26 protein-coding genes are annotated in these 25,570 nt (G+C 64.1%); 13 read left to right on the forward strand and 13 right to left on the reverse strand.

The annotated features are described in order from the left end of the window. Positions 1–26: 26 nt before the first annotated feature. On the reverse strand, positions 27–2,303 hold the full coding sequence (locus tag ACXJMY_RS15500) for a GumC family protein (protein ID WP_456620203.1): 2,277 nt from the start codon (positions 2,301–2,303) through the stop codon (positions 27–29). Between the two features lie 202 nt (positions 2,304–2,505). Between ACXJMY_RS15500 and ACXJMY_RS15505 the strand changes: the two genes are divergently transcribed. The 3 genes from ACXJMY_RS15505 (at position 2,506) to ACXJMY_RS15515 (ending at position 6,709) form a co-directional block, all read left to right on the forward strand. Further along, on the forward strand, positions 2,506–3,639 hold the full coding sequence (locus ACXJMY_RS15505) for a glycosyltransferase (RefSeq protein WP_456620204.1): 1,134 nt from the start codon (positions 2,506–2,508) through the stop codon (positions 3,637–3,639). Positions 3,640–3,759: 120 nt separating this feature from the next. Continuing rightward, positions 3,760–5,307 carry an undecaprenyl-phosphate glucose phosphotransferase gene (locus tag ACXJMY_RS15510; RefSeq protein WP_456620205.1) on the forward strand — a complete coding sequence of 516 codons (1,548 nt, stop codon included), beginning with the start codon at positions 3,760–3,762 and terminating at the stop codon, positions 5,305–5,307. 151 nt (positions 5,308–5,458) lie between these two features. Next, positions 5,459–6,709 carry an O-antigen ligase family protein gene (locus tag ACXJMY_RS15515; RefSeq protein WP_456620206.1) on the forward strand — a complete coding sequence of 417 codons (1,251 nt, stop codon included), beginning with the start codon at positions 5,459–5,461 and terminating at the stop codon, positions 6,707–6,709. On the opposite strand, the gene ACXJMY_RS15520 is transcribed toward ACXJMY_RS15515, so the two are convergent. Next, the gene (locus ACXJMY_RS15520) at positions 6,684–7,160 is read right to left on the reverse strand and encodes a MarR family transcriptional regulator (RefSeq protein WP_456620229.1); all 477 of its coding nucleotides are present in this window, start codon (positions 7,158–7,160) and stop codon (positions 6,684–6,686) included. The two genes, ACXJMY_RS15515 and ACXJMY_RS15520, sit on opposite strands and share 26 nt — an antisense overlap. 148 nt (positions 7,161–7,308) lie before the next feature. Here ACXJMY_RS15520 and ACXJMY_RS15525 point away from each other — a divergent pair, with 148 nt between their 5' ends. After that, a complete protein-coding gene (locus ACXJMY_RS15525) occupies positions 7,309–8,505 on the forward strand; it encodes an FAD-dependent monooxygenase (protein ID WP_456620207.1) in 1,197 nt (398 codons plus the stop codon). A gap of 114 nt (positions 8,506–8,619) precedes the next feature. Here ACXJMY_RS15525 and ACXJMY_RS15530 read toward each other — a convergent pair whose 3' ends face one another. The 3 genes from ACXJMY_RS15530 to ACXJMY_RS15540 are packed head-to-tail and all read right to left on the reverse strand — an operon-like array spanning position 8,620 to position 11,397. Beyond that, positions 8,620–9,798: a saccharopine dehydrogenase family protein gene (locus tag ACXJMY_RS15530; RefSeq protein WP_456620208.1), complete on the reverse strand. Its 1,179-nt coding sequence runs from the start codon at positions 9,796–9,798 to the stop codon at positions 8,620–8,622. A 12-nt stretch (positions 9,799–9,810) separates the two neighbouring features. Continuing rightward, positions 9,811–10,593 carry a DUF169 domain-containing protein gene (locus tag ACXJMY_RS15535; RefSeq protein ID WP_456620209.1) on the reverse strand — a complete coding sequence of 261 codons (783 nt, stop codon included), beginning with the start codon at positions 10,591–10,593 and terminating at the stop codon, positions 9,811–9,813. Positions 10,594–10,647: 54 nt separating this feature from the next. After that, positions 10,648–11,397 carry a YdcF family protein gene (locus ACXJMY_RS15540; protein WP_456620230.1) on the reverse strand — a complete coding sequence of 250 codons (750 nt, stop codon included), beginning with the start codon at positions 11,395–11,397 and terminating at the stop codon, positions 10,648–10,650. Positions 11,398–11,621: 224 nt separating this feature from the next. On the opposite strand from ACXJMY_RS15540, the gene ACXJMY_RS15545 reads away from it, so the two are divergent. The 3 genes from ACXJMY_RS15545 to ACXJMY_RS15555 all read left to right on the forward strand — a co-directional run bounded on the left by ACXJMY_RS15545 (position 11,622) and on the right by ACXJMY_RS15555 (position 13,522). Next, positions 11,622–12,563, forward strand: a complete 942-nt coding sequence (locus ACXJMY_RS15545; protein WP_456620210.1) for an acetamidase/formamidase family protein — start codon at positions 11,622–11,624, stop codon at positions 12,561–12,563. 200 nt (positions 12,564–12,763) lie between these two features. Continuing rightward, positions 12,764–12,961 (forward strand): hypothetical protein, encoded by a 198-nt coding sequence (locus ACXJMY_RS15550; protein WP_007603456.1) that lies wholly within the window; start codon positions 12,764–12,766, stop codon positions 12,959–12,961. 72 nt (positions 12,962–13,033) lie between these two features. Next, positions 13,034–13,522 (forward strand): GcrA family cell cycle regulator, encoded by a 489-nt coding sequence (locus ACXJMY_RS15555; RefSeq protein ID WP_456620211.1) that lies wholly within the window; start codon positions 13,034–13,036, stop codon positions 13,520–13,522. Positions 13,523–13,790: 268 nt separating this feature from the next. Here the strand turns inward: ACXJMY_RS15555 and ACXJMY_RS15560 are convergent, their stop codons facing one another. Further along, positions 13,791–15,347: a porin gene (locus ACXJMY_RS15560; RefSeq protein WP_456620212.1), complete on the reverse strand. Its 1,557-nt coding sequence runs from the start codon at positions 15,345–15,347 to the stop codon at positions 13,791–13,793. A 405-nt stretch (positions 15,348–15,752) separates the two neighbouring features. Here ACXJMY_RS15560 and ACXJMY_RS15565 point away from each other — a divergent pair, with 405 nt between their 5' ends. Continuing rightward, positions 15,753–16,259 (forward strand): MarR family winged helix-turn-helix transcriptional regulator, encoded by a 507-nt coding sequence (locus tag ACXJMY_RS15565; RefSeq protein ID WP_456620213.1) that lies wholly within the window; start codon positions 15,753–15,755, stop codon positions 16,257–16,259. Between the two features lie 10 nt (positions 16,260–16,269). Here the strand turns inward: ACXJMY_RS15565 and ACXJMY_RS15570 are convergent, their stop codons facing one another. The 3 genes from ACXJMY_RS15570 to ACXJMY_RS15580 all read right to left on the reverse strand — a co-directional run bounded on the left by ACXJMY_RS15570 (position 16,270) and on the right by ACXJMY_RS15580 (position 19,666). After that, complete coding sequence (locus ACXJMY_RS15570; RefSeq protein WP_456620214.1) at positions 16,270–17,379, reverse strand: alpha/beta hydrolase family protein; 1,110 nt, start codon at positions 17,377–17,379, stop codon at positions 16,270–16,272. A 261-nt stretch (positions 17,380–17,640) separates the two neighbouring features. Then, positions 17,641–18,612: an SDR family NAD(P)-dependent oxidoreductase gene (locus ACXJMY_RS15575; protein ID WP_456620215.1), complete on the reverse strand. Its 972-nt coding sequence runs from the start codon at positions 18,610–18,612 to the stop codon at positions 17,641–17,643. Positions 18,613–18,757: 145 nt separating this feature from the next. Beyond that, entirely contained in the window at positions 18,758–19,666 is a 909-nt protein-coding gene (locus ACXJMY_RS15580; RefSeq protein WP_456620216.1) for a dihydrodipicolinate synthase family protein, read from the reverse strand. A gap of 327 nt (positions 19,667–19,993) precedes the next feature. Here ACXJMY_RS15580 and ACXJMY_RS15585 point away from each other — a divergent pair, with 327 nt between their 5' ends. After that, positions 19,994–20,233, forward strand: a complete 240-nt coding sequence (locus ACXJMY_RS15585; protein WP_027547402.1) for a hypothetical protein — start codon at positions 19,994–19,996, stop codon at positions 20,231–20,233. 121 nt (positions 20,234–20,354) lie between these two features. Here the strand turns inward: ACXJMY_RS15585 and ACXJMY_RS15590 are convergent, their stop codons facing one another. Beyond that, positions 20,355–21,329 (reverse strand): alpha/beta fold hydrolase, encoded by a 975-nt coding sequence (locus ACXJMY_RS15590; protein WP_456620217.1) that lies wholly within the window; start codon positions 21,327–21,329, stop codon positions 20,355–20,357. A 121-nt stretch (positions 21,330–21,450) separates the two neighbouring features. Here ACXJMY_RS15590 and ACXJMY_RS15595 point away from each other — a divergent pair, with 121 nt between their 5' ends. The 3 genes from ACXJMY_RS15595 to ACXJMY_RS15605 all read left to right on the forward strand — a co-directional run bounded on the left by ACXJMY_RS15595 (position 21,451) and on the right by ACXJMY_RS15605 (position 23,616). Next, entirely contained in the window at positions 21,451–22,083 is a 633-nt protein-coding gene (locus tag ACXJMY_RS15595; protein ID WP_456620218.1) for a TetR/AcrR family transcriptional regulator, read from the forward strand. Between the two features lie 249 nt (positions 22,084–22,332). Next, a complete protein-coding gene (locus tag ACXJMY_RS15600) occupies positions 22,333–22,620 on the forward strand; it encodes a hypothetical protein (protein WP_456620219.1) in 288 nt (95 codons plus the stop codon). Between the two features lie 717 nt (positions 22,621–23,337). Then, positions 23,338–23,616 carry a hypothetical protein gene (locus tag ACXJMY_RS15605; RefSeq protein WP_456620220.1) on the forward strand — a complete coding sequence of 93 codons (279 nt, stop codon included), beginning with the start codon at positions 23,338–23,340 and terminating at the stop codon, positions 23,614–23,616. Here ACXJMY_RS15605 and ACXJMY_RS15610 read toward each other — a convergent pair. After that, the gene (locus ACXJMY_RS15610; protein WP_456620221.1) at positions 23,585–23,830 is read right to left on the reverse strand and encodes a DUF6894 family protein; all 246 of its coding nucleotides are present in this window, start codon (positions 23,828–23,830) and stop codon (positions 23,585–23,587) included. The genes ACXJMY_RS15605 and ACXJMY_RS15610 overlap by 32 nt on opposite strands. 623 nt (positions 23,831–24,453) lie before the next feature. On the opposite strand from ACXJMY_RS15610, the gene ACXJMY_RS15615 reads away from it, so the two are divergent. Further along, positions 24,454–24,672: a DUF6894 family protein gene (locus ACXJMY_RS15615; RefSeq protein WP_456620222.1), complete on the forward strand. Its 219-nt coding sequence runs from the start codon at positions 24,454–24,456 to the stop codon at positions 24,670–24,672. A 48-nt stretch (positions 24,673–24,720) separates the two neighbouring features. On the opposite strand, the gene ACXJMY_RS15620 is transcribed toward ACXJMY_RS15615, so the two are convergent. Continuing rightward, positions 24,721–24,930 carry a hypothetical protein gene (locus ACXJMY_RS15620; protein ID WP_456620223.1) on the reverse strand — a complete coding sequence of 70 codons (210 nt, stop codon included), beginning with the start codon at positions 24,928–24,930 and terminating at the stop codon, positions 24,721–24,723. A 213-nt stretch (positions 24,931–25,143) separates the two neighbouring features. Continuing rightward, positions 25,144–25,380 (reverse strand): hypothetical protein, encoded by a 237-nt coding sequence (locus ACXJMY_RS15625; RefSeq protein WP_456620224.1) that lies wholly within the window; start codon positions 25,378–25,380, stop codon positions 25,144–25,146. Positions 25,381–25,570: the final 190 nt, after the last annotated feature.

The following is a 25,570-nucleotide window of genomic DNA, read 5'->3' on the forward strand; positions in this document are numbered from 1 at the left end:
TGACCACTCGGCGGCGACGCCCTCGCCTACGCCGCGACCACGCGCGGCGCGTCCACAGCATCCGATGGCTGCACCGGCTTGCTCAGCATCGTCACCTCGCTGAAGCCGACCGCCTTCAGCTGCTCGCACATCAGGGCGCGCGCATCGGTGGCCATGGATGCATCGGGCACCACGACGGCGCGGGCATTCGCCGTCAGGAGCTCGGCAGGCAGGTCGGACGCACTGCCGGCGTCGATCAGCACGTGATCATAGGCTCGCAGCAGGGCATCGATCGCGAGCGTCACCCGCGGTGACTGCAGCAGGCTGCGGTCGAAGCCGGGCCGGCCGGCCATGACCAGATGCAGCCGCGAGAGCTTGTCCCGGGTGATGACCTGCGCGAACGACACCTCGCTTTGCATCAGTTCGGCAAGACCGGGCGCCATCGGATCGGCGGATATTGCGGCGATCGTCGGCGAGGATGCGGCGAGATCGACCACGACGACACGCGCATCGCGCGCCAGGTGCCGGGCGAGCGTCAGCGTCGACAATGTGATGGCCTCGCCCGATGCGGTGCCGAGCACCGTGACCTTCTTCGCCGCCGCGCCTGCAGCCCGCAGGCGTTCGGCCAGCTGCCCGATTTCGGCGACTTCGCCGATGTCCAGATCGGTCGTCATCTGCGGCTGGAGCGGTGCGGGCTCGGCCACCACGGGGGCGACGACGATCGGCTCTTGCGGCTCTTGCGGCCCTTGCAGCCCTTGCGGCCCTTGCGGCTCGTGCGGCTCTTGGCGGACCGCCGCCGGGATGAACGCGGCGACGGCGCGCGGCGCGGTCTGGCGCAAGAGCTCGCCGGTGACGACGACACCGGAAGAAAGCAGCAGTGTCGCGAGCGTGGCGATCAGCACGATCGGCAGCTTCTTCGGGTAGGCCGGCATGTTCGAGACGATGGCGCGCGAGATGATGCGGCCTTCCGTCGGCGCGGTATCGATGCTCTCGCGGGTGTTGGCCTCGCGATATTTTGCGAGATAGGTCTCGAGCAGGTCGCGCTGCGCCTTGGCCTCGCGCTCGAGCGCGCGAAGCTGGACGTCCTGGCCGTTGGTCGATGTCGCCTGCGTCTTGAGCTGCTCGAGGCTCGCCGTCAGGCCGTCGACCCGGCCGCTGGCGATGCGGGCGTCGCTTTCCAGCGAGCGTGAAATCTTGGCGGCCTCGTCGCGAATCTGATTGTCGAGATCGCCGAGCTGCGCCTTCAGCTCCTTGATCCGCGGGTGATTGCCGAGCAGCGTGGACGACTGTTCGGCGAGTTGTGCACGCAGCGTCACCCGTTGCTCGGACAGCCGCCGCATCAGCTCGGAATTCACCACCTCGGACGCCTCGATCGGCTTGCCGCTCTGGAGCATCTCGCGGATCAGCCGCGCCTTGGACTCCGCGTCGGACTTCAGCGCGCGCGCATTGTTGAGCTGGGTGTTGACCTCACCCATCTGCTGGTTCGACAGCGTGGTGTTGTTGGTGCCGACGAATAGGCTCGACTTGGAGCGGAAATCCTCAGCCTTCGCCTCGGCCTCGGAGACCTTCTTCCGCAGATTCTCGATCTCGCCCGAAAGCCACTGGCTCGCGTTGCGCGCCTGATCCTGGCGCGCATTCTGCTGCAGCACGAGATAGCCRTCGGCGATCGAATTGGCGACGCGCACGGCAAGATCGGGATCGGCGGACTGGAATTCGACGACGATGACGCGCGACTTGTCGACTGCGTAGGCCTGCAGGCGCTCGTAATAGGCGTCGAGCACGCGCTCTTCCGGCGTCATCGAGAACGGATCGCGGCCGATGCCGACGAGGGCCGCGAGCGACTTCAGCGGCGAAATTCCCTGGAGCACCGGATCGAATTCGGGCCGCTCCGCAAGCTTGTTCTTCTTGATGATCTCGCGCGCGAGATCGCGCGACAGCACGAGCTGGACCTGGCTGGTGACGGCCTCGGGGTCGAGCGCCTGCCGCTCCTCGGTGCTGCGGTCGCTGGTCGGCCGCAGGAATACGTTCTCGCGGCCGTCAATCAGGATGCGCGATTCGGACTTGTAGCGCGGCGTGATGAGATTGACGACGGCGACGGAAGCGACGAGCGCCAGCACCGTCGGCACGATGATCCAACCGCGCTTGCGCGCAAGCGCGCCGCCGAGCGCGTGCAGATCGATATCACCGGATTCGGCTGGCGCCTGCTTCACCGCGGCGGGCGCAGGCCTGGCGTCAACCTTGGCTTTGGCTTCAGGCCTGGGCTTCGGCACGGCCCGCTCGACCAGCGCCTTGTCCTTGCCGGCACGCCAGAACGCTAAACGCATCGAACACTCCCGCAGGGCAACGCCACTAACCTAGCTCAACCGGGGCGATTACACTCCATTAAGGTTGCCGCTGGGTTAATCGTGAACCCTTGCGACAGACGCGCGCGCTGTCGTCACCGTTTGTTAACCACGAAGGCTCTTAATCCGTCTCGATATTTCGAGAACTTTGTTCGGCATCCGCCGTCGAGCGCTGGTTTAGATCATGCCCCCCTCTCCCGACCAGCCGCTTCGAATCCTGCACGCCGTGCGCGCGCCCGTGGGCGGCATCTTTCGCCACATCCTCGACGTCGCCAACGGCCAGGTCGATCGCGGTCACCATGTCGGCATCCTCGCCGACAGCCTCACCGGCGGCGAGCGCGCGGACAAGGCGCTTGAAGAACTTGCACCGCGGCTGACGCTCGGCGTGCACCGGATGGCGATTCACCGCGAACCGTCGCCGGACGATTTCCTGGTGTGGCTGCGGATGCGACGCCTGATCGCCAAGCTCAAGCCCGACGTCCTGCACGGCCACGGCGCCAAGGCCGGCGCCTTCCTGCGCATGCGGCGACGTTCCGACGACACCATCCGCATCYACACCCCGCATGGCGGCTCGCTGCACTATCCCCTCAACACCCTCAAGGGCGAGTTTTACGCGCGGCTCGAGCGCACGCTGATGGGCTCGACCGACCTGTTCCTGTTCGAGAGCGTCTTTGCCCGCGACACCTATCAGCGCATCGTCGGCATGCCCAAGGGCGTGGTGCATTGTGTCTTCAACGGCGTGACGCCCGAGGAATTCGAGCCGGTCGTCGTTGCCGACGATGCCACCGATCTCGCCTATGTCGGCGAGTTCAGGCATATCAAGGGCGCCGACCTCCTGGTCGATGCGGTCGCGCGCCTGCACGCGAAGGGCACCAGGGTCACGCTGACGCTCGGCGGCGACGGCGAGGAGACGGCCGCGCTGAAGGCACAGGTCGAGAGGCTTGGCCTTGGCAGCGCCATCCGCTTCCTCGGTCACGTCAAGGCGCGCTACGGCTTTTCCAAGGGGCGGCTTCTGGTCGTCCCCTCGCGCGGCGATTCCATGCCGTATGTCGTCATCGAGGCTGGAGCGGCCGGCATTCCCATGATTGCGGCACGCGTCGGCGGTATCCCCGAAATCTTCGGTACCGAGAGCCCCGCGCTGTTCGCAGCGAGCAACGCCGAGGCCATGGCGGACGCGATTGCGGCCGCGCTCGCGAACGCGCAGCTGACCGCGCAACGCGCGGCGTCCTTGCGTGAGCGCATCTCGGCGTATTTCTCCCAGCAGGCGATGGTCGACGGCGTGCTCGCGGGATATCGCGACGCATTTACCAATCACTAACCATTCTTAAGGCCGCTTTAGAGAATCTTCCGATTTGTCCGTTATCCGATGAGCCCAGGGGATGCACGCCCGGGGCGCATAGCCGTGGCCCGCGGGTTTTTGGAATGGACGTGGACAGCCGTGGAACCGCTCAACGCTCGCTCGATGCTCGATGCCGCGACCAGCGCCGCGGCCAAACCGGCCGATCAGCCCTTCGTTGAACGCCGCCGCCGGCTGACGCCGGCCGCGCTCGACGTCGTCAATCAGAAGGTCGCCCGTGCCTATTCGCCGATCGTGATCGCCGGCGCCGTGCGTGCGGCCGATTTCGTCGTGCTGAGCCTCGTCGGCATCGCCATTTATGTCGGCTACGTCATGCCGCTCACCGATTTCCGCTGGGACTATATCGGGTCCATCTTCGCCGTAGCCGCTGCCGCCGTGATTTGCTTCCAGGCCGCGGATATCTATCAGGTCCAGCTCTTCCGCGAGCAGCTCCGGCAGATGACGCGGATGATCTCGTCCTGGTCGTTCGTCTTCCTGCTGTTCATCGGAGCCTCCTTCTTCGCCAAGCTCGGTGGCGAGGTGTCGCGGCTGTGGCTCGCCGCCTTCTACGTCCTCGGGCTTGCCGCGCTGATCGGCGAGCGTCTGGTGCTGCGCCTGCTGGTGCGCAACTGGGCGCGCCAGGGCCGGCTCGACCGCCGCACCATCATCGTCGGCTCCGACCGCAATGGCGAGCAACTGGTCGAGGCGCTGCAGGCGCAGGAGGATTCCGACATCCACGTGCTCGGCGTGTTCGACGACCGCAACGACAGCCGTGCGCTCGACACCTGCGCCGGCGCGCGCAAGCTCGGCAAGGTCGATGACATCGTCGAGTTCGCCCGCCGCACCCGCGTCGATCTCGTGCTGTTCGCGCTGCCGATCTCGGCCGAGACGCGCATTCTGGAAATGCTGAAGAAGCTCTGGGTGCTGCCGGTCGACATCCGCCTGTCCGCGCACACCAACAAGCTGCGCTTCCGTCCCCGCTCCTATTCCTATCTCGGCGAGGTGCCGACGCTCGACATGTTCGAGGCGCCGATCACCGACTGGGACCTGGTGATGAAGTGGCTGTTCGACCGCATCGTCGGCGGCCTTGCGCTGCTCGCGGCCTTGCCGGTGATGGCATTGGTGGCGGTGGCGGTGAAGCTCGACAGCCCCGGCCCGGCGCTGTTCCGCCAGAAGCGGTTCGGCTTCAACAACGAGCGGATCGACGTCTACAAGTTCCGCTCGATGTATCATCACCAGGCCGACCCGACGGCCTCGAAGGTCGTGACCAAGAACGATCCGCGCGTCACCCGCGTCGGCCGCTTCATCCGCAAGACCAGCCTCGACGAGCTGCCGCAGCTCTTCAACGTCGTGTTCTCCGGCAATCTCTCCCTGGTCGGCCCGCGTCCGCATGCGGTGCAGGGCAAGCTCCAGAGCCGCCTGTTCGACGAAGCCGTCGACGGCTATTTCGCCCGCCACCGCGTCAAGCCCGGCATCACCGGCTGGGCCCAGGTCAACGGCTGGCGCGGTGAGATCGACAACGAAGAGAAGATCCAGAAGCGCGTCGAGTTCGACCTCTACTACATCGAGAACTGGGCGGTGCTGTTCGACCTCTACATTCTCCTGAAGACGCCGATCTCGCTGCTGACCAAGAACGAGAACGCGTACTGAATTGAGTTTCTCCGTCATGCCCCGCGAAGGCGGGGCATCCAGTACGCCGCGGCGCCAGCCGTCTTCTGCAACGCGCCGCGGAATACTGGATCGCCCGGTCAAGCCGAGCGATGACAGCGTGTTTGTGGCCTACCAGTAGCGTGAGCGTGTGATGGCGTATGCGGCGACAGCCGGGGGAATGAATGCAGCGGTTCGCGCTGCGCCCGGCGTGCTGGCGCTGCAGCGCGCGCTGGTGTGGCTGGTCGGCGCCTCCGGCGCGGTCGTCTTCATCGAGCCGAGCCCCTACGAGATCGTGACGCTGCTTGCGACCGTCACCTTCTTTGCCACCGGCCTGCGCCTGCGGCTTGCGCTGATGCCGCTGCTGTTGATGCTGATCCTGCTCAATGTCGGCTACACCATCAGCGCGATCCCGCTGCTCGACCAGTCCGAGGTCGCGAGCTGGATCGCGACCTCCTGGTACATGGCCGTGACCGTCATGTTCTTCGCCATGGTCACCTCCGAGGACACGGCGGCGCGGCTCGACATGCTCCGCCGCGGCCTCGTGGTCGGCGCGATGATCGCGTCGCTGTCGGCGATCGCCGGGTATTTCAACCTCGTTCCCGGCGGCCGCGACCTGCTGACGCTGTACGAGCGCGCGCGCGGCACCTTCAAGGATCCGAACGTGCTCGGCGCCTTCCTGATCCTGCCGGCACTGTTTTGCCTCCAGAGCGTGGTCTCCGACCGGCTGGCCAAGGCCTTCCGCAACGTCATCGCCTTCGGCATCATGGCGCTTGCGATCCTGCTTGCCTTCTCCCGCGCCGCCTGGGGCGGCCTGGTCCTGACCTCCGCCTTCATGCTGGCGCTGATGGTGCTGACGAGCCGCACCAACGCCCAGCGCTCGCGCATCGTCGTCATGGCCATCGTCGCCGCGGTGCTGGGCCTGGCGCTGATCGCGGTGCTGCTGTCGTTCGATTCCACCGCCGAGATGTTCAAGCAGCGCGCCAGCTTCGACCAGAGCTATGACGAAGGCCGCTTCGGCCGCTTCGGCCGGCACATCCTCGGCGCGGAGATGGCGCTCGACCTGCCGTTCGGCATCGGCCCGCTGCAATTCCACCGCTTCTTCCCCGAGGACACCCACAACTCCTATCTCAACGCCTTCATGTCCGGCGGCTGGCTCTCCGGCGTGTGCTATCCCGCGCTGGTCTTCACCACCGTGATCATGGGCTTTCGGCACATCTTCGTCCGCGTGCCCTGGCAGCGCGCCTATCTCGCGGTCTTCTCCGCCTTCGTCGGCACCGTCGGCGAGAGTCTTGTGATCGACACCGACCACTGGCGGCACTTCTGGATGATGCTGGGCGCAATGTGGGGCATGATCGCGGCCGCACAGGCCTACAAGATCAAGGCCGGCGAGGACGCTTCCTGATCTTGAAATTGGCCCGCTTTTCCGGCGGCGTGTCGATGACCGCCTTCAACGCTTCCGTGGCCGCGAGCACGCCCTTGTAGCCCTCGGTCGCGAAGCGCAGCAGCAGGCGCAGCTCCTGGTCGGAATAGGCGCCAAACACCTTCAACATCGCCTGCTGCATCGGCACGTAGAGCTGGCCGATCTTCATCGCCGTCTCCGGCACGACGGAAATGAAGACCTTGCGGCGGTCTTTCTCGTCGCGCTCGCGGCGTACCAGCCCGGCCTTCTCGAGTCGGTCCACTACGCCGGTGATGGCGCCCGTCGTCAGCCCCGTGACCTCGGCGAGCCGGCCGGCGGTGACGCGGCCCTCCAGATAGAGGATGTCCATGCATTCGAGGTCGGAATTGGCAATTCCGGCAACGTTCGCAACGGTCTGGCCATAGAGCACGCCCTGCGCGGACGACCGACGCATCGCCTCCTCGAGCTCCTGCAACAGCGCGTCGCGCGCCTTCGTCCTTGACAAGGCCGACCTCATATCTTAGTCGATATATATCTTAGCAGCTAAGAGATTTAGCAGCCGTAATTCCTCCTAGCACCACGGAAACGTCGGGAGCAAGACAATGTCCAACCGTCCCCGCAAGGCCCTGATCATCGGCGCCGGCATCGCCGGGCCCGTCGCCGCGATCCTGCTCCGCCGCGCCGGCATCGAGTCGGCGATCTACGAAGCCTGGCCGTACTCCAAGGGCATCGGTGGCGGCCTCCAGATCGCGCCGAACGGCATGCACGTCATGGACGAGATCGGACTTGCCGGCGATCTGATCAGCCGCGGCTCCGTCGCGGACTCCTTCGACTTCTACTCGCAGGAAGGCCGCAGGCTCGGCTCGATCAACCGCGACATGGCGCGGCGCTTCGGCCAGCCCGCGGTCAATGTGTGCCGCGCCGCGCTGAACGAGATGTTGATCGACAAGGCCTGGTGCGCCTGCGTCTCGCTCTATTTCGAGAAGCGGCTGATCAAGATCGAGGATCGCGGCGACCAGCCGATCATCGCCTATTTCGCCGACGGCACCACCGCCGAGGGCGACTTCCTGATCGGCGCGGACGGCGTGCATTCGGTGACACGACGCCAGGTCGTGCCGGACGGGCCGCGGCCGTTCGACACCGGCCTGATCGGCTTCGGCGGCTTCGTGCCGCACGCCGTCCTCGACGGCAGGTCGATCGGCCGCCACGTCGAGACGACATTCGGACAGAGCGGCTTCTTCGGCTACGGTTATTGCAGTCCCGATCCGAACGACGGCGTGATGTGGTGGAGCACACAGCCCGCGCGCGGCATGGATGCCGCGATGTTCCGGGCGCTCGATGAGGCGACACTGAAGCAGCATCTGCGCGACTTTCACCGCGGCTGGCATGATCCGATCCCGGCGATCATCGAGGCAGCCAGGAACATCGTGGTCACCGACACGCTCGATGTCGCGACGCTGCCGACCTGGTCGCGCAAGCGTTCGCTGTTGATCGGCGATGCCGCGCACGCGACCAGCCCCCATGCCGGCCAGGGCGCCTCGCTGGCGCTGGAGGATGCGATGCGGCTGGCCCGGCTGATGCAGGACGGCCAGGAGCTCGGCGCCACCTTCCAGGCTTTCGAAGCCGAGCGCCGCCCGCGCACCGAGAAGATCGTGGCGATGGCGCGCCGCAACGGCAACAGCAAGCGCGAATTCAGCGCCACCGGCGCATGGGTCCGCAATCAGATGCTGAAATGGCTATTGCCGCTCGGCGCCAAGGGCATGGATTTCATGTACGCGTACGATGCGAGGGCGGTGTAGCGATGAACTGCCGTAGGGTGGGCAAAGGCGCAAAGCGCCGTGCCCACCATCTCTCCGCGATGTCGCTTTGCAAGTGGTGGGCACGCTTCGCTTTGCCCACCCTACAATCTGCCGCTAGCTTTCCACCCCGAACGTCAAGCCGGCGTGATCGACCAGCCGCTTGATCAGCTTGTGCTGCATCGCCGCGCCCGGGGTCCAGAAGCCGGCCGGGACATCGGTCGCGTCGCGCAACATGCAGATCGCGCATTCGGAGATCATCTTCGAGGTCGAACCGTAGCCCGGATCGCGGTCGCCGGTGACGCCGGCGCGGACCTGGCGGCCGTCGGGCGCGATCGCGACATAGAGCAGGTCGAAGAGACCGTTCTCGCGCTCCTCCTTCGACGGCCCCTCGCCCGGCTTCGGCGCGTTCGGGCCGGTCTTCTCGGCATTCACGGCCATCACGCGCTTCGCGTTGGCCTCGCCCTTCTCGCCTGGGCCGGTCAGGACCATCTCGTCGTAGACGAACTCCTGGCCGTAAGGGAATCCCATCAGCATGTTGGAGCGGTGCACGTTGCGCGTGTTGATCAGCGCCATCATGAACGGCGCGGCCCAGGATTGCAGGTCCTCCTCGAAGGCCGCCCTGTTGCCCTTCGGCTGCTTCGGGCCGGTGAACCCGGGCGTCAGCGCAAAGTGATCGTTGAGAATGGCGACGAGGCTGAGATCCTTGGCCACCGCATCGAAGGTCGCCTTCGCGCTCGCGGCGGTGCCGCCTGAGAGCGTGCCGCGCATGTCGCGCACCCGCCCCTTCACGCGCGGGGCCGGCGCACCGAATACACGCCTGGCCTCCTCCTGCACGAAGAACGTACCAAGCTCGAACGGCACGGAATCGTAGCCGCACGAAAACACGATGCGGGCGCCGCTCGCCTTGGCTTCCGCCTCGTACTTGTCGATCATCTGCCGCATCCACACCGGCTCGCCGCAGAGATCGAAATAATCCGTGCCCGTGGCCACGCAGGCCGCGAGCAGTTCCTCACCATAGAACTGATACGGGCCAACGGTGGTGATCACCGACATGGTCTGCTCCGCCATCGCCTTCAGCGAGGCCGCATCCGACGCATCCGCCACGATCAGCGGCGTGTTCCCCGGCGCACCGATCGCATCGCGGACCGATTTCAGCTTGCCGAGGCTGCGGCCCGCCATCGCCCATTTGAGTTGATGGTCGTCCTTGTAGTGCGCAGTCAGATATTCGGCGACGAGCTGGCCGGTGAAGCCGGTCGCGCCGTAGACGACGATGTCGAATTTCGTAGAGCTCATAACGGGCGGCCTTTACTTCTTCGCGTAGCTCACGCCCATGCCGGCACGGACGTCGCTTTGAATACCATAGGGTGGGATCGGATAGCGCAGGCCGTTCCTGGCCAGCGCCTTCATGCCATCGATTGCCTTGGCGAGATGCTCAGGCTTCAGCGCCATCAGCATCTCCTCGTCCGGCACGCCGCCATAGCGCCGTTCGGCATAGCATGGCAAGGACAGGCTGGGCTCGCCGCTCTTGAGCGCCCGCCCCCAGGAATCCGCACAAGCGGTCTCACCGACCACCCCCCATTCGAACTTCTTGTAGCCGGTATATTGCAGGCCGTTGATCAGGATGATCATCTGCCCCGGCGTGGCGTAGACGAGGCAGATATCGGGCGGATCGAGCCGGCCGCTCGCGAGCGGGCTGACCGCGAGCGCCTGGTACTGGCCGAACGGCACCACGTCGAGCGCCTCCTGGCGCTTGCGCGCATCCTCCGCCGTGCCGTGCCAGACGCCGACATAGTTTTCACCGGCGAGCCATTTTTCATCTTGCGGCGCGAGCCCGATCACCGCGCGGCACTGGCTACCTACGAGATCGTCGGCGGTGATGCCGACGGTCCAGCCCAAACGTGCAGCCATGCTGACGATCTGGTCGGTGGTGTGGATCGCGTTCGGCCGCCTGATCTTCGGGATCGCCTCCATCTCCGCGGCGCGTGCGAACAGCTTCATGCCGATCACCGTCGTCTTCAGCCGCAACAGGCTGTTGAGATCGGCAACGAGGCCGGCAAGATCGATCCTGTCTGCGCTCTGCTGCTGCATTGGCGTCCTCCGGGCCGGCGATTACGCCGCTGTTCTTGTTTTGCGGCTCTCGTTCTAGTCCTTGGCCGGTCCCGGAAGCAACTCGCCCGTCCTGCCCATCAGGCGGTAAGCCACGAGGCCGATCCATTCGCGTACGGCAATTTCGGTTCGGCCGAGCCCGTCCGCGCCCACATTGGTGAACGAAAAAAGATCGTCACGTCCGCCCATCCGCCAGTCCACGGGATAGGCCTCGACCTCAAATCCGGCCTTGCGGAAGATTCCCATCGAACGCGGCATGTGGAAGGCCGAGGTGACCAGAAGCCAGCGCTCGCCCGCCTTCGGCGTCACCAGCGGTTTCGTGAAGATGGCATTCTCATAGGTGTTGCGGGAGTTCCGCTCCAGGATCAGGCGCTCCTTCGGGATACCGAGATTTTCCAGGATCGGCGCGGAGTAGTCGGCTTCCCTGGCGTCTGTCGAGACCAGGTTCGCGCTGCCTCCGGTAAAAACGATGCGCGCATTCGGATAACGGCGCGCCAGCTCGGCCGGCGCGAACAGGCGATCGGCCGCATGGGACACGACCGGCGTGCGATGCGCCGCGGACAGGTCGGTGTCGACGGAGCCGCCGAGCACAATGATGCCATCGGGCGCACCGCGCGACGGATCCCACGGCGGAAAGCGCGACTCCAGGGGATAGAGCAGGAGATTGCCGAGCGGCGAAAACGCGGCGAGCGCCAGCAGGATCAGCGTGGCCACGGCGAGCTTGCGGCCGAACGCGGCAAAGCGCGTCGCCATCAGAACGACCGAGACGATCCCGAGCTCGATCATGAAGTTGATCGGCAGCACCGCGGCGCCGAGGGTCTTGGAGAGGACAAAAAGCAGGGGAGCCTCGCTGGAATGGTCGAGCTTGTCGCGCGCGGGCTTGACCCGCCGGTCCATCTTCAGAAATCTTCTTGGAAGAGGATCGATTGCCTGGTCAAGCCCGGGCATCGCAGGTTCTCATATCGCAAGTTCTCATGGCGAGTTCAGATGAAACCGACCGAAGGCGGCCAATGACCCATCACCACCTGCATTCAAGCCCTGAAACCTGCCACTGGGGCTTCTTCGAAGCCAGGCTCAAGCCCGTCCTCACCATCAAAAGCGGTGACGAGGTGACCGTCGACACCATCAGCGGCGGCCCCGACATGCTGCCCGACCGCGACAAATTTCACATTCCGCCGGAAATGCACGAGGTTCATGCCAGAAGCGAGCGCATGCTGCCCGGCCACATCCTGACTGGCCCGATCGCGGTCGAGGGCGCCGAGCCCGGCGATGTGCTCGCGGTCGAGATCCTCGACGTCCAGCTCCGGCAGGATTGGGGCTGGAACATGATCAAGCCGTTGTCCGGCACCCTGCCCGACGATTTCCACGAGACGCGCATCCTCAATATCCCGCTGGACCGGAGCCGGATGGTCGGCCGCATGCCCTGGGGGCTCGACCTGCCGCTCAAACCGTTCTTCGGCGTCATGGGCGTTTCGCCACCGCCGGCCTGGGGCCGCATCTCCTCGCTCGTTCCGCGCGCGATGGGCGGCAATCTCGACAACAAGGAACTCGGCGCGGGCGCGACATTGTATCTGCCGGTGTTCGTTCCGGGCGCGCTGTTCTCCTGCGGCGACGGCCATGGCGTGCAAGGCGACGGCGAGGTCTGCGTCACCGCGATCGAGACCGCACTGCAAGGCCGCTTCCGCCTGACGCTCCGCAAGGACCTGGGACTCGATTATCCCCGCGCCGAAACGCCGACGCATTACATGACCATGGCGATGGATCCGGACCTCGACCAGTGCGTGGTGCGGGCCTTGCGCGACATGATCGCGCTGCTCGGCGAGACGCGAAACCTGTCGCGCGAGGACGCCTACACGCTGTGCAGCCTGGCCGCCGATCTGCGGGTGACGCAGACCGTCAACGGCTCCAAGGGCATCCATTGCATGATCGAAAAGGCGATCGTGCACGGCTGACCGCCCCCGCCTTCCCCGACCAGTCCACGCTCCGCCGCCGCCCGGTCTCCGGCGCGGCGCGCCGCGCTACGCCGATTTTTTCAAGCGATTCCAATGGGCTGAAACACCGGCATGGCCCGGATTTGACTTCCACCCCTGAACCTAAATAGAGTCTTAATCGTTACTTTTGTGTACACGAGTAAGAGGCTAGCGTTCGGGCCATGGCCACCGAAAAAGCCGAGACTGACCGCATTCCCGTAACCCTGGCGCTCTCGACCATCACCTATCTCGAAAAACTGGTGAGACAGGGCACCCACGGCACCAGCGTTCCCGGCGTCGCGCGGACATTGATCGAGGAAGGCATCCGTCTCGCCATCAAGGACGGGCTTCTGTCGATCCGCGACAATGGCAGGACGTGAACGCGCGCCGAACGTGAGGCGGACGGATCTCGCTGGCGGGTGGCCGACATCTGCAACCTGGGACCGTTACACATGCCTGTTCTTGCAACGACTTCTTCACAGACCTGGACCGACGAACGAATCGAACTTCTGAAACAGCACTTCGAGGCCGGGCTGTCCTGCCGCGAGATCGCAGCCGATATCGGCGTCAGCCGCAACGCCGTGATCGGCAAGCTGTCCCGGCTCAATCTGACGCGCGGCAGGTCGACCGACGAGCGCAAGCTCGACAGGAGCCTCGCGCAGGCACGCGCGCCCAAGGCGGTGCCGCGACTGCAATATGAAATGCTTGCCACGCTCTATGGCGAGACCGCCGCGCCCGCGGTCGTGGGGCCGATCGACGATGCCAACCGCTGCTCGCTGCTGGAGCTGTCCGAGAACCGCTGCCGCTGGCCGATCTCGACGCCGGGCGCGGAGGATTTCTGCTTCTGCGGCAATATCGCGCCCGACGGCCAGCCCTATTGCGCCGGCCACAGCCGCCTCGCCTACCGGCCGAATTCGCGCGCCCGCATGATGCGCGGCTGACGCTGCACTCCCGAAACGAAAAACCTCCGGCAGGGCACTACCGGAGGTTTCTGGAGGCTTAGCATCAAGCTAAGAGCCGTGACTTTCGTAATCGGCTGAAAGCTATATAGCTTAGTAAGTCAGGTAAGTAAATAAGCTTGAGGACGATCGAATCGCATAGCTCGTCTTCGTCGTCTGCACGGGCCGCCGGGTTTTCCGAAGGCCCCTCCTCGCAAGAAAGCCCCGGCGATTTCTCGCCGGGGCCTGGTCAAGTCCGAAGACCCCGAGCTTACCAGTTGCGCTGGGCGCGCAGCAGCAGGCTGTAGGTGTCCTGGTCCTTCAGCTCATACGTGGCCGCAGGCTTGGCAACGCTCGTGAGCGCCGGGGTCGTGATCACGCCCGAGTACTTCTGGTCGAGATGGCTGTAGGTGAAGTCGGCCGAGAAGGTCAGGTTCTTCACCGGCGTCCAGCGGGTGATGACGCCCACCTGGCCGATGTTGAAGTCCGGGTTGCAGGTGCCGGTCAGGGTCGCGAACGCAGCGCTGCCGCAGATCAGGCCCTTCGCCGTGCCGCTGTAGTTGACCGCAGCCCACGCGCCGTAGAGCGCCGTGTTCCAGTACGGGCTCCAGTTGTGGGTGTAGGCACCGCGGAAGCCGTAGGTCTTGGTCAGCTCGAGACCGCCGCCGGGAGCGAACACCGCGTCAGACACGCCGGCGAAGCCGATGCTCTGATACGCGCCGCTGGAGCTGCCGAACATCGAGTAGCTGGTCGCTGCCAGCTCCTGGAAGTTGTAGCGGCTCGCGCCGTCGGTGTAGACGCCCGAGACGTTGATCACGTCGCCGGCACCGGTCGGGATGTTCTTGATTTGCAGAGCGAGCTGAACGGCCCATCCCCACTTGTCTTCGGGGTGACCCGTGACTTCGCTCGCGCCGTAGTAGCCGACATGGTTGTCGTGCGCGGCAACCGAGGCCTGGAACAGACCCCAGGCCTGGTCGACGCGGACCATGCCGACGAGGTCGGGAGAGCGGGTGCCGCCGAGGTCGTTCGAGCCGTAGGCGCCGCCGAGGACGTTGGCGGTGGTCATGCCGGCGGTATTCCAGATGTTGGTCTGGAAGACCTGAGTCTGATCCTGCGCCGAGAACGCGGCCGTCACGCCCTGGCCGAAATCGGCCGTGTAGGTGAACTGGGTGACGCCGTTGGTGGTGCCGCTGCCGCCGACCAGCTGGTCGAAGTTRTTGCCGGGATAGTTGATCCAGGGCGCATCGAACTGCGACACCGACTTACCCATGGTGAAGCCGGCGAACTGGATGAAGGCGTAGTAGACGCCGAGCGAACCGCCCGAGAGGTTACCGTCGGTGCCGTTGACGTTGCCGCTGCCCGAACCGACGAGGCCCGTGCCCGCAGCGTTGAGACCGAGCGTGCCGCTGTACTGGGTGGCGCCCGTTCCCGAACCGGTGCCGACATAGTTGCCGGTCGTCCAGGTGAAGACCGCATCGAAATAGGTGCGGACCACGCCGTATTCGGTCGCGGTGCGCGTGTCGATGTTGAGGTCTTCACGAGCGCGCATCGAGTAGTAGTTAGTCAGGCGGTTGTTCGCCGCGAACACGCCGTTGTACTGGGCGCTGTAGTTGCCGCCGGCGTTGAGGGCGACTTCGGCACGCAGATAGCCGCCCAGCTTGATGCAGGTGTCGCTGCCCGGGATGTAGTAGAAACCCGCGCCGTAGAGCGAGCAGATCTTCACGTACTCGACCGCCTTGGCCTTGACCGGAAGATCAGCCGCCTGAGCTCCACCGACGGCGATCAGACCCGCCGCAGTGCCGAGCAAAAGGCTCTTCACCACTTTCATATAAACCTCCAAGTTGCTCATTTGCGGAGACTGGACCGTGAGGCCCCCCAGATCCCCGTCTCTTGAAATCCGCTCGGCCGCTTCGCGCTTTCGGACGCACCCGCTTGAGACGCGAGGGACGTGAGCGAACCACCTGCAACGGGACGAATGAGTACCCCCCACCGTCACGGGCCAATATGCCTGCGCCGTTCCACTAATCAAAATAGTTTATTTGGTAAGCTTTGTGGTTTCACTAAACCTGTGCCCTTGGCGCAACACCCGGGCCGGGCCAAACGGCTGAGAAGATCATGTTTGTAATTTTAGTGACAAAATTACCCTGCTCTGCACTTGCGTCAGAGCAGGCTTGCGTGGACTATGGCCTTGCACCACACCGATCGGAATGAATCAGATCACGGGAGTGACGCTGTGTCCGCGACGAGGAAAGAAGGAGCGCGCCTCCGCTCCATCGGCAATCTGGATATCATCAGGCGCTTCACCTGGGAGATATCGTCGATCAACATGTATCTGGAGGAGCTGCGTCAGTTCTGGGCCCGGACGCTCGGCATCAGCGGTCCGCAATGGCTGATCCTGATGGCCATCTCCGACCTCGACAAGGACGACGGCATTCCCGTCAATATGGTCTCCAAGCTCCTCCACGTCGATCCCTCCTTCGTCACCACCCAGTCCAAGCTGCTGGAGAAGAAAGGCCTGTTGCGCCGAAGGCCCTCGCCGACCGACGCTAGGGTGGTCAGGCTGTCCCTGACCGAGAAGACGCAGAAGCACCTGGCGAGCCTCAACGAGCAGTACAAGACGATCAAGGAATTCGTCTTCCAGGAGTTCGACGAGGACGAGCTGACGGAATTCACCACCAAGCTCGCGACGCTGAAGACCCGGCTCGAGAAGGCCTGCGTTCGCCTGACCCTGGACTTCTGAGGCGAGCGCTTCAGATGCGGCCGGCGGCGCCGAGCTGCGATTCGAGCCAGTCGAAGATGTATTCATTGGCAAGGCTCGGATTGTCCGCATGGGACTGCGCCGCGCCGGTTTCCGCCGCCGTGAACACTTTCAGCATGATCTCGGAGCTGCCGAAGCGGGACTTCTGCACGATCTGACGCGCCCGGTCGGCCTTGAGCCAACCGTCCTCGCCCAGCGTAATGAGCACCGGACATTCGATGCTCGAGGCCATCAGCGGCGCATGCGGCACCGGGACGATGCTGACGTCGCTCATCGCGAAGCGGCTGGCAAAGAAGGCCCGCTCGTGCAGGTCCCACAGGCCGCCGTCGCAGACGGCCGCAGCGAGCCGCGGCTCCTGCAACACCGCGCGCGCCACGAACGAGGAGCCCCAACCGTCGGCGAGCACGGCGACGCGCCCGAAATCGACGTCGCTACGCGTTTCCRGATAATCCATGACGCTGGCGATCGAACTCTCGAGATCCCGGCGCTGGAGCAGCACGTCGACATAGTCGTCGCGCTGGTCGCCCAACAGGTCCAGCGCCAGCATCGAGAATCCCCGCTCGCGCGCGTGCGGCGCGAGCTTGAACAGGAATTCCTCCTTGCGGTGGCCGGGCTCGCCGATGCAGATCACGGTCGGCGCCCGCCCGTTCGCGGACGCGGGCAGGAAGTAGCCCTGCAACGAATGGCCTTCGGCCCAGGGCACTGTCACGACTTCGCCGGCCGGACTGCGCGCCGCGAGGAAGCGGCGGGCGCAATCCTGCATCGCAAGCACCGCGACCCAGCGGCGCTCGTCGGCCTGGTCGAGCGGCATTGCGGCTGCGCCGTAGTAGTTCATCGCACGCAGCCAGTTGCGCTGCGCGGTCGCCATGTGGCCTTCAGCGAACGCGGCCTCGGCACGGTGCCGGTTGGTCCGCGCCAGCTTCTTCCACTCGCGGTGCCAGGACTGCTCGTCGCCGCGCTTGAGATGTCGCGCGATCATCAGGCATTCCGCGATGGCGGCGCCGCCCTCCTGGGCTGCGGTGAGCAGCCGGGTGAATTCAGCGGAGATATCCTCTCTCTCCGGGCAGAGGATCCAGTCGTCGGAGAGGCATGCGGGCATCATCGGAAGCTACGCTCTATCGTCGCGTTATTCCTAATTGACTAAACTATTTTAGTTCGACAACCAAGCTGCCCTGCGTCAAATGCGACCCGTTCAGGATCACCATCGCTTGAACATTGCTTGAACGATGGAGCATGCCGCATGTGTGACATTCCAAATCGTCATAAGGCGGCCAGCACTGGCAAGAGGTGGCACTTAAAATTGTCTGCGCACCTCTTGCCATGATGATCATCATACCCATATCGCGCGCGCTCGTTGACGATGTCAGCCAAGCCGCCAGCCGACCTCCTGCGTAAAACTTTCGTAGAAGGTCCGGTCATAGGCTTGCTCGGGCGTTGCGCGCACGCGTTCGTCAAGGCGCTTTGCGTCCTCGCCCACAAGAATGCGCCACCGCTCCGCCTTCACGCCGTCGAGAATGATTTTCGCGGCCTGGGCAGCCGTCGTCGGCGCGTCCTCGAGGAAGCTGCGGGCGCGCTCGGCGAACGCCGCCTGGATGTCGTCGTCGGACATTTTGTCAGCATCCGGCACGCCGGCCGCGACCATGCGCTTGCGGGTCAGCGCGACCTCGTCGGCGTTGAGCCGGTCGGACCCGTCGCTGCTCTGGACCTTGCGCGAATTGGAGACGATCGAGGTGCCGACGTGGCCGGGCATCACCACCGAGCACTTGACGTGCGGTGCGTGGAGGCGGAGGTCGTTGATCAGCGCTTCGGTAAATCCTTTCACCGCGAACTTCGCCGAGCTGTAGGCAGTGTGCGCCTGGTTCATGCCGATCGAGGCCCAGAAGCCGTTGACGCTCGCGGTGTTGACGATGTGGGCCTCGTCGGCCGCCACCAGCATCGGCAGGAAGGTGCGCACGCCGAGATAGACCCCGCCCCAGCAGATGTTGAAGGTGCGCTCCCACTGCTCGCGCGTGTTGGTGAACAGGCTGCCGCCGCCACCGATGCCGGCGTTGTTGAACAGAAGATGGATCCGGTCGGTCTTCTGCTGCTCGGCGAGCTCGTCGCGGAAGCGCTTCAAATGATCCTCGATCGAGACGTCGGCGACATGCGTCGTGACGCGCAGGCCCTGCGGCAGCTTCTCGACCTCGCACAGCCGCTTGGTCTCCGCCATCGCGGCTTCCGAGACGTCGCACATCGCGACATTGCAGCCCTCGGCGACCAGTTGCCGCGCGAGCTCCCGCCCCATGCCCGTGCCGCCGCCGGTGATGACGGCGATCTTTCCTGCAAAATCCTTCATGGGACTTCGGTCCCTCCCCTTGTCGGTATGCTTCTTCGTCGCTGCGCGACCTCAGCGAGCCGCACCCAAAATGTAGCAGCACCGCATCCGCGGGTAAAAGCGGATGGGCGCTGCCATCTTCACGTCAGTTATTTCGGCCCGCGGACTATTCGGCCGCCTCGACGCGCGCCCCGTTCAACGCGCCGAGAGCCTCCAGCGCCTTGCGGATGGCGGCCTGCTGCGCCGGCGAGGCCTCCGGCATCGGTGCGCGCGGATAGGTTTTCGGCAGGCCCTGGAGCGTCTGGGCGTAACGCGTGCAGGCCGGCAGATTGTCGGCGATAACGGCATTCCACAGCGTCAGCAGCTTTTTGTGCAGGTCGAGCGCGCGCGGATGGTCGCCCGCCTTCACCGCATCCCACAGCGCGACCGAGGCATGCGGCGCCGCGGTCAGGATCGCGGCGATCGAGCCATGAGCCCCGAGCGTGTAGGACGGATACATCAGGGCATCGACCGCGCTGTAGATCAGCTTGTCCGGTGCCATCATCATGAGGTCGGCAAACAGCTTGAGATCGCCCGCGCTCTGCTTGACGCCAACCACCAGCGGCACCTCGGTCATGATCCGCACCAGCAGCGCCGGCGACAGATAGGACCACGGCACCACGTTGTAGATGATGATGGGCATGCCGGTCTCGTCGGCCATGGCGCGGAAATGCGCCACCATCGCCTCGTCGTCCGGCTTGAACAGATAATGCACCGGCGTGACCTGGAGGGCTGCGACATTCATGTCGCGCACGAGCTTGCCGCGGCGGATCGCATCGCGCGTGGAGTCCACGATGATGCCGGCGATCACGGGGATGCGTCCCCTCACCGCCTCGAGCGTCGCGGCCATCAGGTCGCGATATTCCTCGTGATCGAGCGTGTGGCCCTCGCCGGTCGAGCCGCCGGCCGCGACGCCATGCGCGCCGGCGCCGATCATCCAGTCGACCTGAGGCGCCACGAGCCCAAAGTCGATCTCGCCCTCTTTGCGGAACGGCGTCGTCATCGGCGGGATCACGCCGGTCGGTCGTGCTGTCATGGTCTGCCCTCGCGTTTCCGTGGCCCTTGTGGCGGCCCCGCTCTTTTGGCGGGTATCCACAGCCTGTGAGCCTACCGGTTGCGAGGGGCGTGTGAAGGCCTGCCCGGCGCGGCGCTGCCCTCACAATCAATCATTCCTGTGGTCATCCCCTCCGGTTCCCGTATTTGTCCGGCTTCGGGTTAGGGGCAATTTTTTTACAATCCGAATCGTCAAATGGGGGTGGACGCTGGGTCGAGTCGGCCAGGCCAGCGTGTTGTTTGTGTCACAGGCTCTGGCACTCCGCTTGCATCCTCTTCGTGGTCAGAAACTACCGATGAGGTGACAGGAATGTTCGTGACCGTCGTAGCCGTGCTCTGCCGGCTTGGTGCATCTGCCTCGGGCGCTTGCGTCGAGGAAATCGTGACCGACAGCAACATGACGCCCGAAATGTCGATGATGCAGTGTGCGATCGGCGCACAGGCACCCTTGGCGAAGTGGATGGGCGAGCATCCGATCTATCACGCCAACTGGCGCCTCGAGCGCTACAAATGCGTGCCGGGTCACTACGAGATCAAGGGCCACGCCTAAGGCCCCGCAAAACTACGTTACCTGAGGAAACGCCCGGGGCCGCCCTTTGCTCCGCTCGGGCTCGCAGCGCCAGACCCCATCGCGGCGGCGCGCTCTGTGACAATGATCACACCTTATCCCCTTAAGCTACCGCACGCAGAATCATCGCACGCGCCTGCCGCCCTTCCGGCGTCGGCATCAGCGCGTAATTGTGCGGCTGGCCGCGCCGCAGATGCAGCTCGACCGGCACGCCTGCGGCCCTTGCCCTCTCCGCGAGATCGACACTGTCGGGATAGAGCAGGTCGCGCGTGCCGGAGAAGATGAGCATCGGCGCGAGCGAGCGGAAGGCGCCGTTCAAGGGGCTGACGAAGGGGTGGCCGACATCGAGCTCGCCGGCATAGAGCCGCCCCGCCTCGACGATCCCCGGAATGTCCTGCATGGGATCGCGCGCCGCGATCGCGACCTGCTCCGGACGGCTGATCGACGCATCCGCGGCCGGCGAGATCAGCACCAGCCGATTCGGCTGCCGGTGCCCGCGATCGCGCAGCCACTGGCAAGCGGCAAGTGCGAGGCCAGCGCCGGCCGAATTGCCGACCACCGTGACCTTCGCGGACCCGGCATCCTCCAGCAGCATCCGCAGCAGTTCGGCCGTCGCCGGCACGAGGTCTTTTGCGGTCGCGCGGGGTGCGAGTGGATAGATCGGCACGACGCAAACGACGCCCGCCTCGCGCGTCATCCGGCCGACGAAGCGCCAATGCGCCGGCACGATCTCGTTGATGAAGCCGCCGCCATGCAGGAACATGACGTAGTTGCAGCCTTCATGGCCCGAGGACGGCGCGGTGTAGTAGACCGGCCATCCACCCATCTTGGTCAGGGTCGCCTCGACGCCGCGGCCCAGCCCGGTCGGCTCGTGCGAGGCCGGCTGCAAGGCGAGCTTGCGCACATGCGCCTGCACGGCCTCGGCTGACGCCAGTTGCTGCTTGAACGGAAGCAGCCCGAGCAGCATGTTGAAGACGCGGCTTTGCAGGCTTGGTGCGGGATCGCGCCGGGCCGGCGCACTGAAGACGCAGCCGCCCGGACAGAACTGCAAGGCCGACACGATCCTGGCAACGCTCATGGCCACATCCCCATCTGGCTCTTTCGACACGGCGACAAAGGGGCTTGCCGACCCGCCGCCATTTCCCGCTATAATGCGAGCATTCACTCGCTTTTCCTACTCGCATTCAGATCACAAGGCCGTGGCCCGCAAATCGCCCACAAAACCCCGAAAAAATGCCTCGCAGGAGCGATCCCGCGCCACTGTCGACGCATTGGTCGAGGCAACTGCTCGCATTCTGGTCAAGGAAGGCTTTGAGAAGGCCAGCACCAACCGCATCGCCGAGATCGCCGGCGTCAGCGTCGGCTCGCTCTACCAGTATTTCCCCAGCAAGGAGGCGCTCGTCGCCGCCGTGATCGATCGTCACAACGAGGAGATCATGGCCATCGTTCGCGCAGCGCTCGCGGAAGTCGCCGACCTGCCGATCGACAAGGCCGTGCGAAAACTCGTGACCGTCGCGATCGAGGCCCACCGCATCAACCCGAGGCTCCACCGCGTGCTCGCCGAACAGATCCCGCGCACCGGCCAGCTCAAGGACGTCGAAGCCTTCAACCGCGAGGTCCACACCCTCGTGCGCGCCTACCTCGAAAGCCGCCGCAAGGAGATCCGCAAGATCGACCCGGGGCTGGCCACCTTCATCTGCGTCAGCGCGATCGAGGCGGTGGCGCACAACACGGTGCTGAACCACGCCGAGATGCTGTCGGAGAAGACGGTGCGGACGCTGGTGGACGAGACGACGCGGATGGTGGTGGGGTATTTGCGGCCAGCGGCGTAGCATTCGTTGTTCGACAAAGGGCCACATGCGCCCCCACCGACAAAATGGCGTCAAGTTGAACTTCGGCCAGCTGGATCAGTCTGCAACCGCGAGGACGCCACGCGCGACCTTGTTACGGATTTGTCGCACTTCAAGAACGCGTGCGTGAGCCCATCGAGGGGTTGAACCCGGTGGAAAAGCCCCACCTATCCGAGCAAGCGGAGGAATACCTGATAAGGTTAGCTGATGCAGTCACCAGAATGGAAGGGAATGACGGTCGCCGCAGCGATTGCGCTCGTCTCGGTATCCGTCTTGGCGGTCGATGCGGGACTGGACCTAAACGCCAGCGGGTTCACCGAGCGCCTTGAGAGCGCGCAGGCTTCTATCGTCGACGCGATGGGAAAGCATCAACTCGCCTTTGCCGTTCGGACGTGGGCCCGTGGCAAGACCATTCCGGAGCAGCCGTGTCCACGCAGCGCGTGCCAACTGTCCGCCGCTGGAACCGGATCGTTCCGAAAACAGGAGATCACTTGCCGATCCGAGATCGTGCAAGACTGAGGTCTATCTAAGAAAATAATGGTCGGAGCGAGAGGATTTGAACCTCCGACCCCTAGTCTCCCAGATGCGCGCGGAGCCTTGTTTTCATTTTGCTATTTTGGCAACTCAATGATGTGACCAGGATTGATCCGTCTGCGCTTTCCATTTGGGATGGAAACCGCTGGCGATAATGCCCCGTACGGTGGTGGGGCATCAGGCCCGTTGCCTTGCCTTGGGCTTGCGTCTTAGGCCGATACGAGTTCCAGGAAGGCAAATCCCCAGCTCGATGGCGCGAGACCTGATAGAGGCGATAGGCCGCTTCAGTTTCACAATCATCAGCGTAAGGCTCTTCCCGGTTTCGGTCATGGTGCGCAAGAGCTTGTCGTCCTCTTCGGACCAGCGCTGGTGGTTATACGTGCGGACAGCCATCTTCGTTGCCTCTCAGACCAATGAGGCGGGCCACGTCTTGTGATGAATAAGAAGGACCCAGCTCCGGGGCTGTTGGGCAAGGTCAGTTGAGGAGCGGCTTGTTACGCTGCCGCCTAACCTAGAGATAATCGTAAGCCACTGATATTCAATTCAATTACGGAAATGTAATCAAAGACTATTGCCAAGGAAGTCGAGTTCCCGGAACACGTGGGTTTTCGAATGACTTCACGGCCAAGTTGCAGATGGCCATAGGGAGTGTATGCTGACCACTTTACCAAGCGTGCGTATTTCATAATTCGGATTAATGAAATGCTTGCTCAGAAAAGCGACAGGTTTGTCGTCGGCACCCGCTTCAAAATTAGTAAGCTCGGTGCCCTGCGGTGCCCGGATCTGACCAACAAGACCGGCACAGTCATCGAAGTTAGCCTTCGCACCACCGGCATCACGGTGCTGTTCGATGGGTGCGCACGACCAACCTGCCTCCACCAGGACTATCTTACGCCCGCGCAGCCGTCCCTTGATGCGGACAAGAAAGCGAGCCCCCAACTGAGGCGGCTCAATGCCTCCGCCTATCGACCTCGAATGTGAATTTGACCTGCAGCACCGGGCCACTGTCGTCACGGACCTCGATGGCCATCCCATGAGACCCTCCATCCACCCGCTTGCGGACGGCATCCCGGGCCATATCCGCCAGCGAGCGAGCCGCCTCTTCTTGCACCTTCTCTATGGTGGAGAGTTCGAGACCTTCCTCATCGGGAATGATCTCATCACCCTCTCGTATGTCAAAATAGTACCGTTTCATACGACGAGAACGAAGCCGACCCGGAATTGTTCTTTTAGTGAATTAGGACATTTCCAAAATCGCTAGAGGTCGGAAACAGGCCCGCGCACATGGGCGGCCTGGTGACAGGATTGGGAGTGCGGCAGTTGCCACCAGGCCTCGCCGGCCATCAGCGGGGCCTACGGCTGAGGTCGACTGTTCGCAGGCTAAGCCCCGTCGGCCATCAGCAATCTGCGATCCGTCAAGTTCTGCTCGGCGCGCAAAGTGGGTGAGCCACTCCTTTGAGCGTGAGCAATGGCATATGCCGCAAAAAAGGGATTGTCCTTGGTCCGGGCGCGACGGCGAGCCAAGTCAAGGTGCTCCTGGACGCCACTCAGGCGAGGCCCCGCGGCACGCCATTTGCACGGCGTATCCCTGGCGGATCGGACGGGGGCCCGGTATTTCTGGACAAGAAAGCACCGGGCCTCTTATTTGCGCGCCTTGCACAATGTTTCGGCGGGCCTACTAAGCCGGTTGTTTGTTCTGAGTTATGCGGGTCCTTGGGGCGACACCTCATTCGCGAGCCTCGCGCCATCCATCCGCGAGCCCCTGCTTGCCCTAGGCGGGCGGGGGTTTTGCTTTGGCATCGGCTCAGGCAATCCCCTATGCCTCTTTTCACCTACAAGCTCATCGATACGCATTTCGTTTCGGGCTTCGGAGCGCATGATTTGCCCAGCGAAACGGAGGCCCAAATAGAGGCTATCAAGCTCGCTCGTTCGCTACGCGAGACCCGACCAGAACTAGTGGGCAAAGGCTATTCGATCTTTGTGATCGATGATGATGGCGCCGCCATTTGTGTCATCCCACTCGACGCTATTCTGTGATGGTCGATAGGCCCGCCAGCGTGAACCGGCGGGCCGCTTTTTCTACGTTCATTGCGCGGGTGGTTTTTTCACGGAAGTCGGCGGCTTCGCTGTGCCGCCCTTCGGGGTACCATAATTGGCTGAGTTACGTCCGCCATAGCCCCCAGGCTTGCCATCCATTTTGTTAGCCGATGCAGGCGATGTCATGAACCCGGCGGCGATCACGGCGCCACCGAATGCGAGAATTACGAACAGGGCAAAAGCTCTCACAATCGACATTTGCTGCTCCAATATGCATTTTCAAACAGCCGTCACGTCGCGATGAACGTAGTTCGGGCAAGCTATCCCAAACCAACTTTGTCAGCGAGTCTTTCCTCGGGGTAGAGGCCCGCCAGCGTGAACCGGCGGGCCTCGTGCCTCCGCTTCAGCCGCCGGCTGGCGGCTTTTCCCACACCCACGAGCGGCAGTAGCCCGCGCTCTCGACGAGCCACCTCACGCCCTGCCGCCTGCCGGATATGCACGGGTGAACTCCCCTTGGCGCTTGATGCGGTCGTAACGAAACGTGCAGCCGTGCGCCTGGGCAAAGACTCCCGCCTCTGCAATCGCGATGGCACGCGTGCCGCCAAACGCGCGCTCGATGTAGCGGTCCCGAATTATCAATTTCTGGTCCGGCCCGACGTCATCCAAAACCGTCGCTAGCTTAAGCAGGTAGTCTTCGCGCGTCTCCATGGGGACAAACAATGCAACGGCGAACGCCTGAATGCCAGCCGGGAGTCGAACATGTTGCGAACGCGAATGTATCGGTTACCGGACACCGTACTGTCCCGGGAGTGCGGGCCGCCTCAATTTGCGCGGAACCCGTTCCGAGCATTTGCAGTTGAATCGCCGGTTCAATCGTCATGGAGAAAGGCCATGGGTT

The organism is Bradyrhizobium sp. P5_C12, assembly GCF_054049735.1.

Excerpts from the sequence above, each read along its gene's own strand:
- ACXJMY_RS15515 (WP_456620206.1), top strand. The coding sequence starts at position 5,459 with ATGGCGTATGCGGCGACAGCCGGGGGAATGAATGCAGCGGTTCGCGCT.
- ACXJMY_RS15520 (WP_456620229.1), bottom strand. The coding sequence starts at position 7,160 with ATGCGTCGGTCGTCCGCGCAGGGCGTGCTCTATGGCCAGACCGTTGCG.
- ACXJMY_RS15525 (WP_456620207.1), top strand. The coding sequence starts at position 7,309 with ATGTCCAACCGTCCCCGCAAGGCCCTGATCATCGGCGCCGGCATCGCC.
- ACXJMY_RS15530 (WP_456620208.1), bottom strand. The coding sequence starts at position 9,798 with ATGAGCTCTACGAAATTCGACATCGTCGTCTACGGCGCGACCGGCTTC.
- ACXJMY_RS15535 (WP_456620209.1), bottom strand. The coding sequence starts at position 10,593 with ATGCAGCAGCAGAGCGCAGACAGGATCGATCTTGCCGGCCTCGTTGCC.
- ACXJMY_RS15540 (WP_456620230.1), bottom strand. The coding sequence starts at position 11,397 with ATGATCGAGCTCGGGATCGTCTCGGTCGTTCTGATGGCGACGCGCTTT.
- ACXJMY_RS15545 (WP_456620210.1), top strand. The coding sequence starts at position 11,622 with ATGACCCATCACCACCTGCATTCAAGCCCTGAAACCTGCCACTGGGGC.
- ACXJMY_RS15550 (WP_007603456.1), top strand. The coding sequence starts at position 12,764 with ATGGCCACCGAAAAAGCCGAGACTGACCGCATTCCCGTAACCCTGGCG.
- ACXJMY_RS15555 (WP_456620211.1), top strand. The coding sequence starts at position 13,034 with ATGCCTGTTCTTGCAACGACTTCTTCACAGACCTGGACCGACGAACGA.
- ACXJMY_RS15575 (WP_456620215.1), bottom strand. The coding sequence starts at position 18,612 with ATGAAGGATTTTGCAGGAAAGATCGCCGTCATCACCGGCGGCGGCACG.
- ACXJMY_RS15580 (WP_456620216.1), bottom strand. The coding sequence starts at position 19,666 with ATGACAGCACGACCGACCGGCGTGATCCCGCCGATGACGACGCCGTTC.
- ACXJMY_RS15585 (WP_027547402.1), top strand. The coding sequence starts at position 19,994 with ATGTTCGTGACCGTCGTAGCCGTGCTCTGCCGGCTTGGTGCATCTGCC.
- ACXJMY_RS15590 (WP_456620217.1), bottom strand. The coding sequence starts at position 21,329 with ATGAGCGTTGCCAGGATCGTGTCGGCCTTGCAGTTCTGTCCGGGCGGC.
- ACXJMY_RS15600 (WP_456620219.1), top strand. The coding sequence starts at position 22,333 with ATGACGGTCGCCGCAGCGATTGCGCTCGTCTCGGTATCCGTCTTGGCG.
- ACXJMY_RS15605 (WP_456620220.1), top strand. The coding sequence starts at position 23,338 with ATGCTTGCTCAGAAAAGCGACAGGTTTGTCGTCGGCACCCGCTTCAAA.
- ACXJMY_RS15610 (WP_456620221.1), bottom strand. The coding sequence starts at position 23,830 with ATGAAACGGTACTATTTTGACATACGAGAGGGTGATGAGATCATTCCC.
- ACXJMY_RS15615 (WP_456620222.1), top strand. The coding sequence starts at position 24,454 with ATGCCTCTTTTCACCTACAAGCTCATCGATACGCATTTCGTTTCGGGC.
- ACXJMY_RS15620 (WP_456620223.1), bottom strand. The coding sequence starts at position 24,930 with ATGTCGATTGTGAGAGCTTTTGCCCTGTTCGTAATTCTCGCATTCGGT.
- ACXJMY_RS15625 (WP_456620224.1), bottom strand. The coding sequence starts at position 25,380 with ATGGAGACGCGCGAAGACTACCTGCTTAAGCTAGCGACGGTTTTGGAT.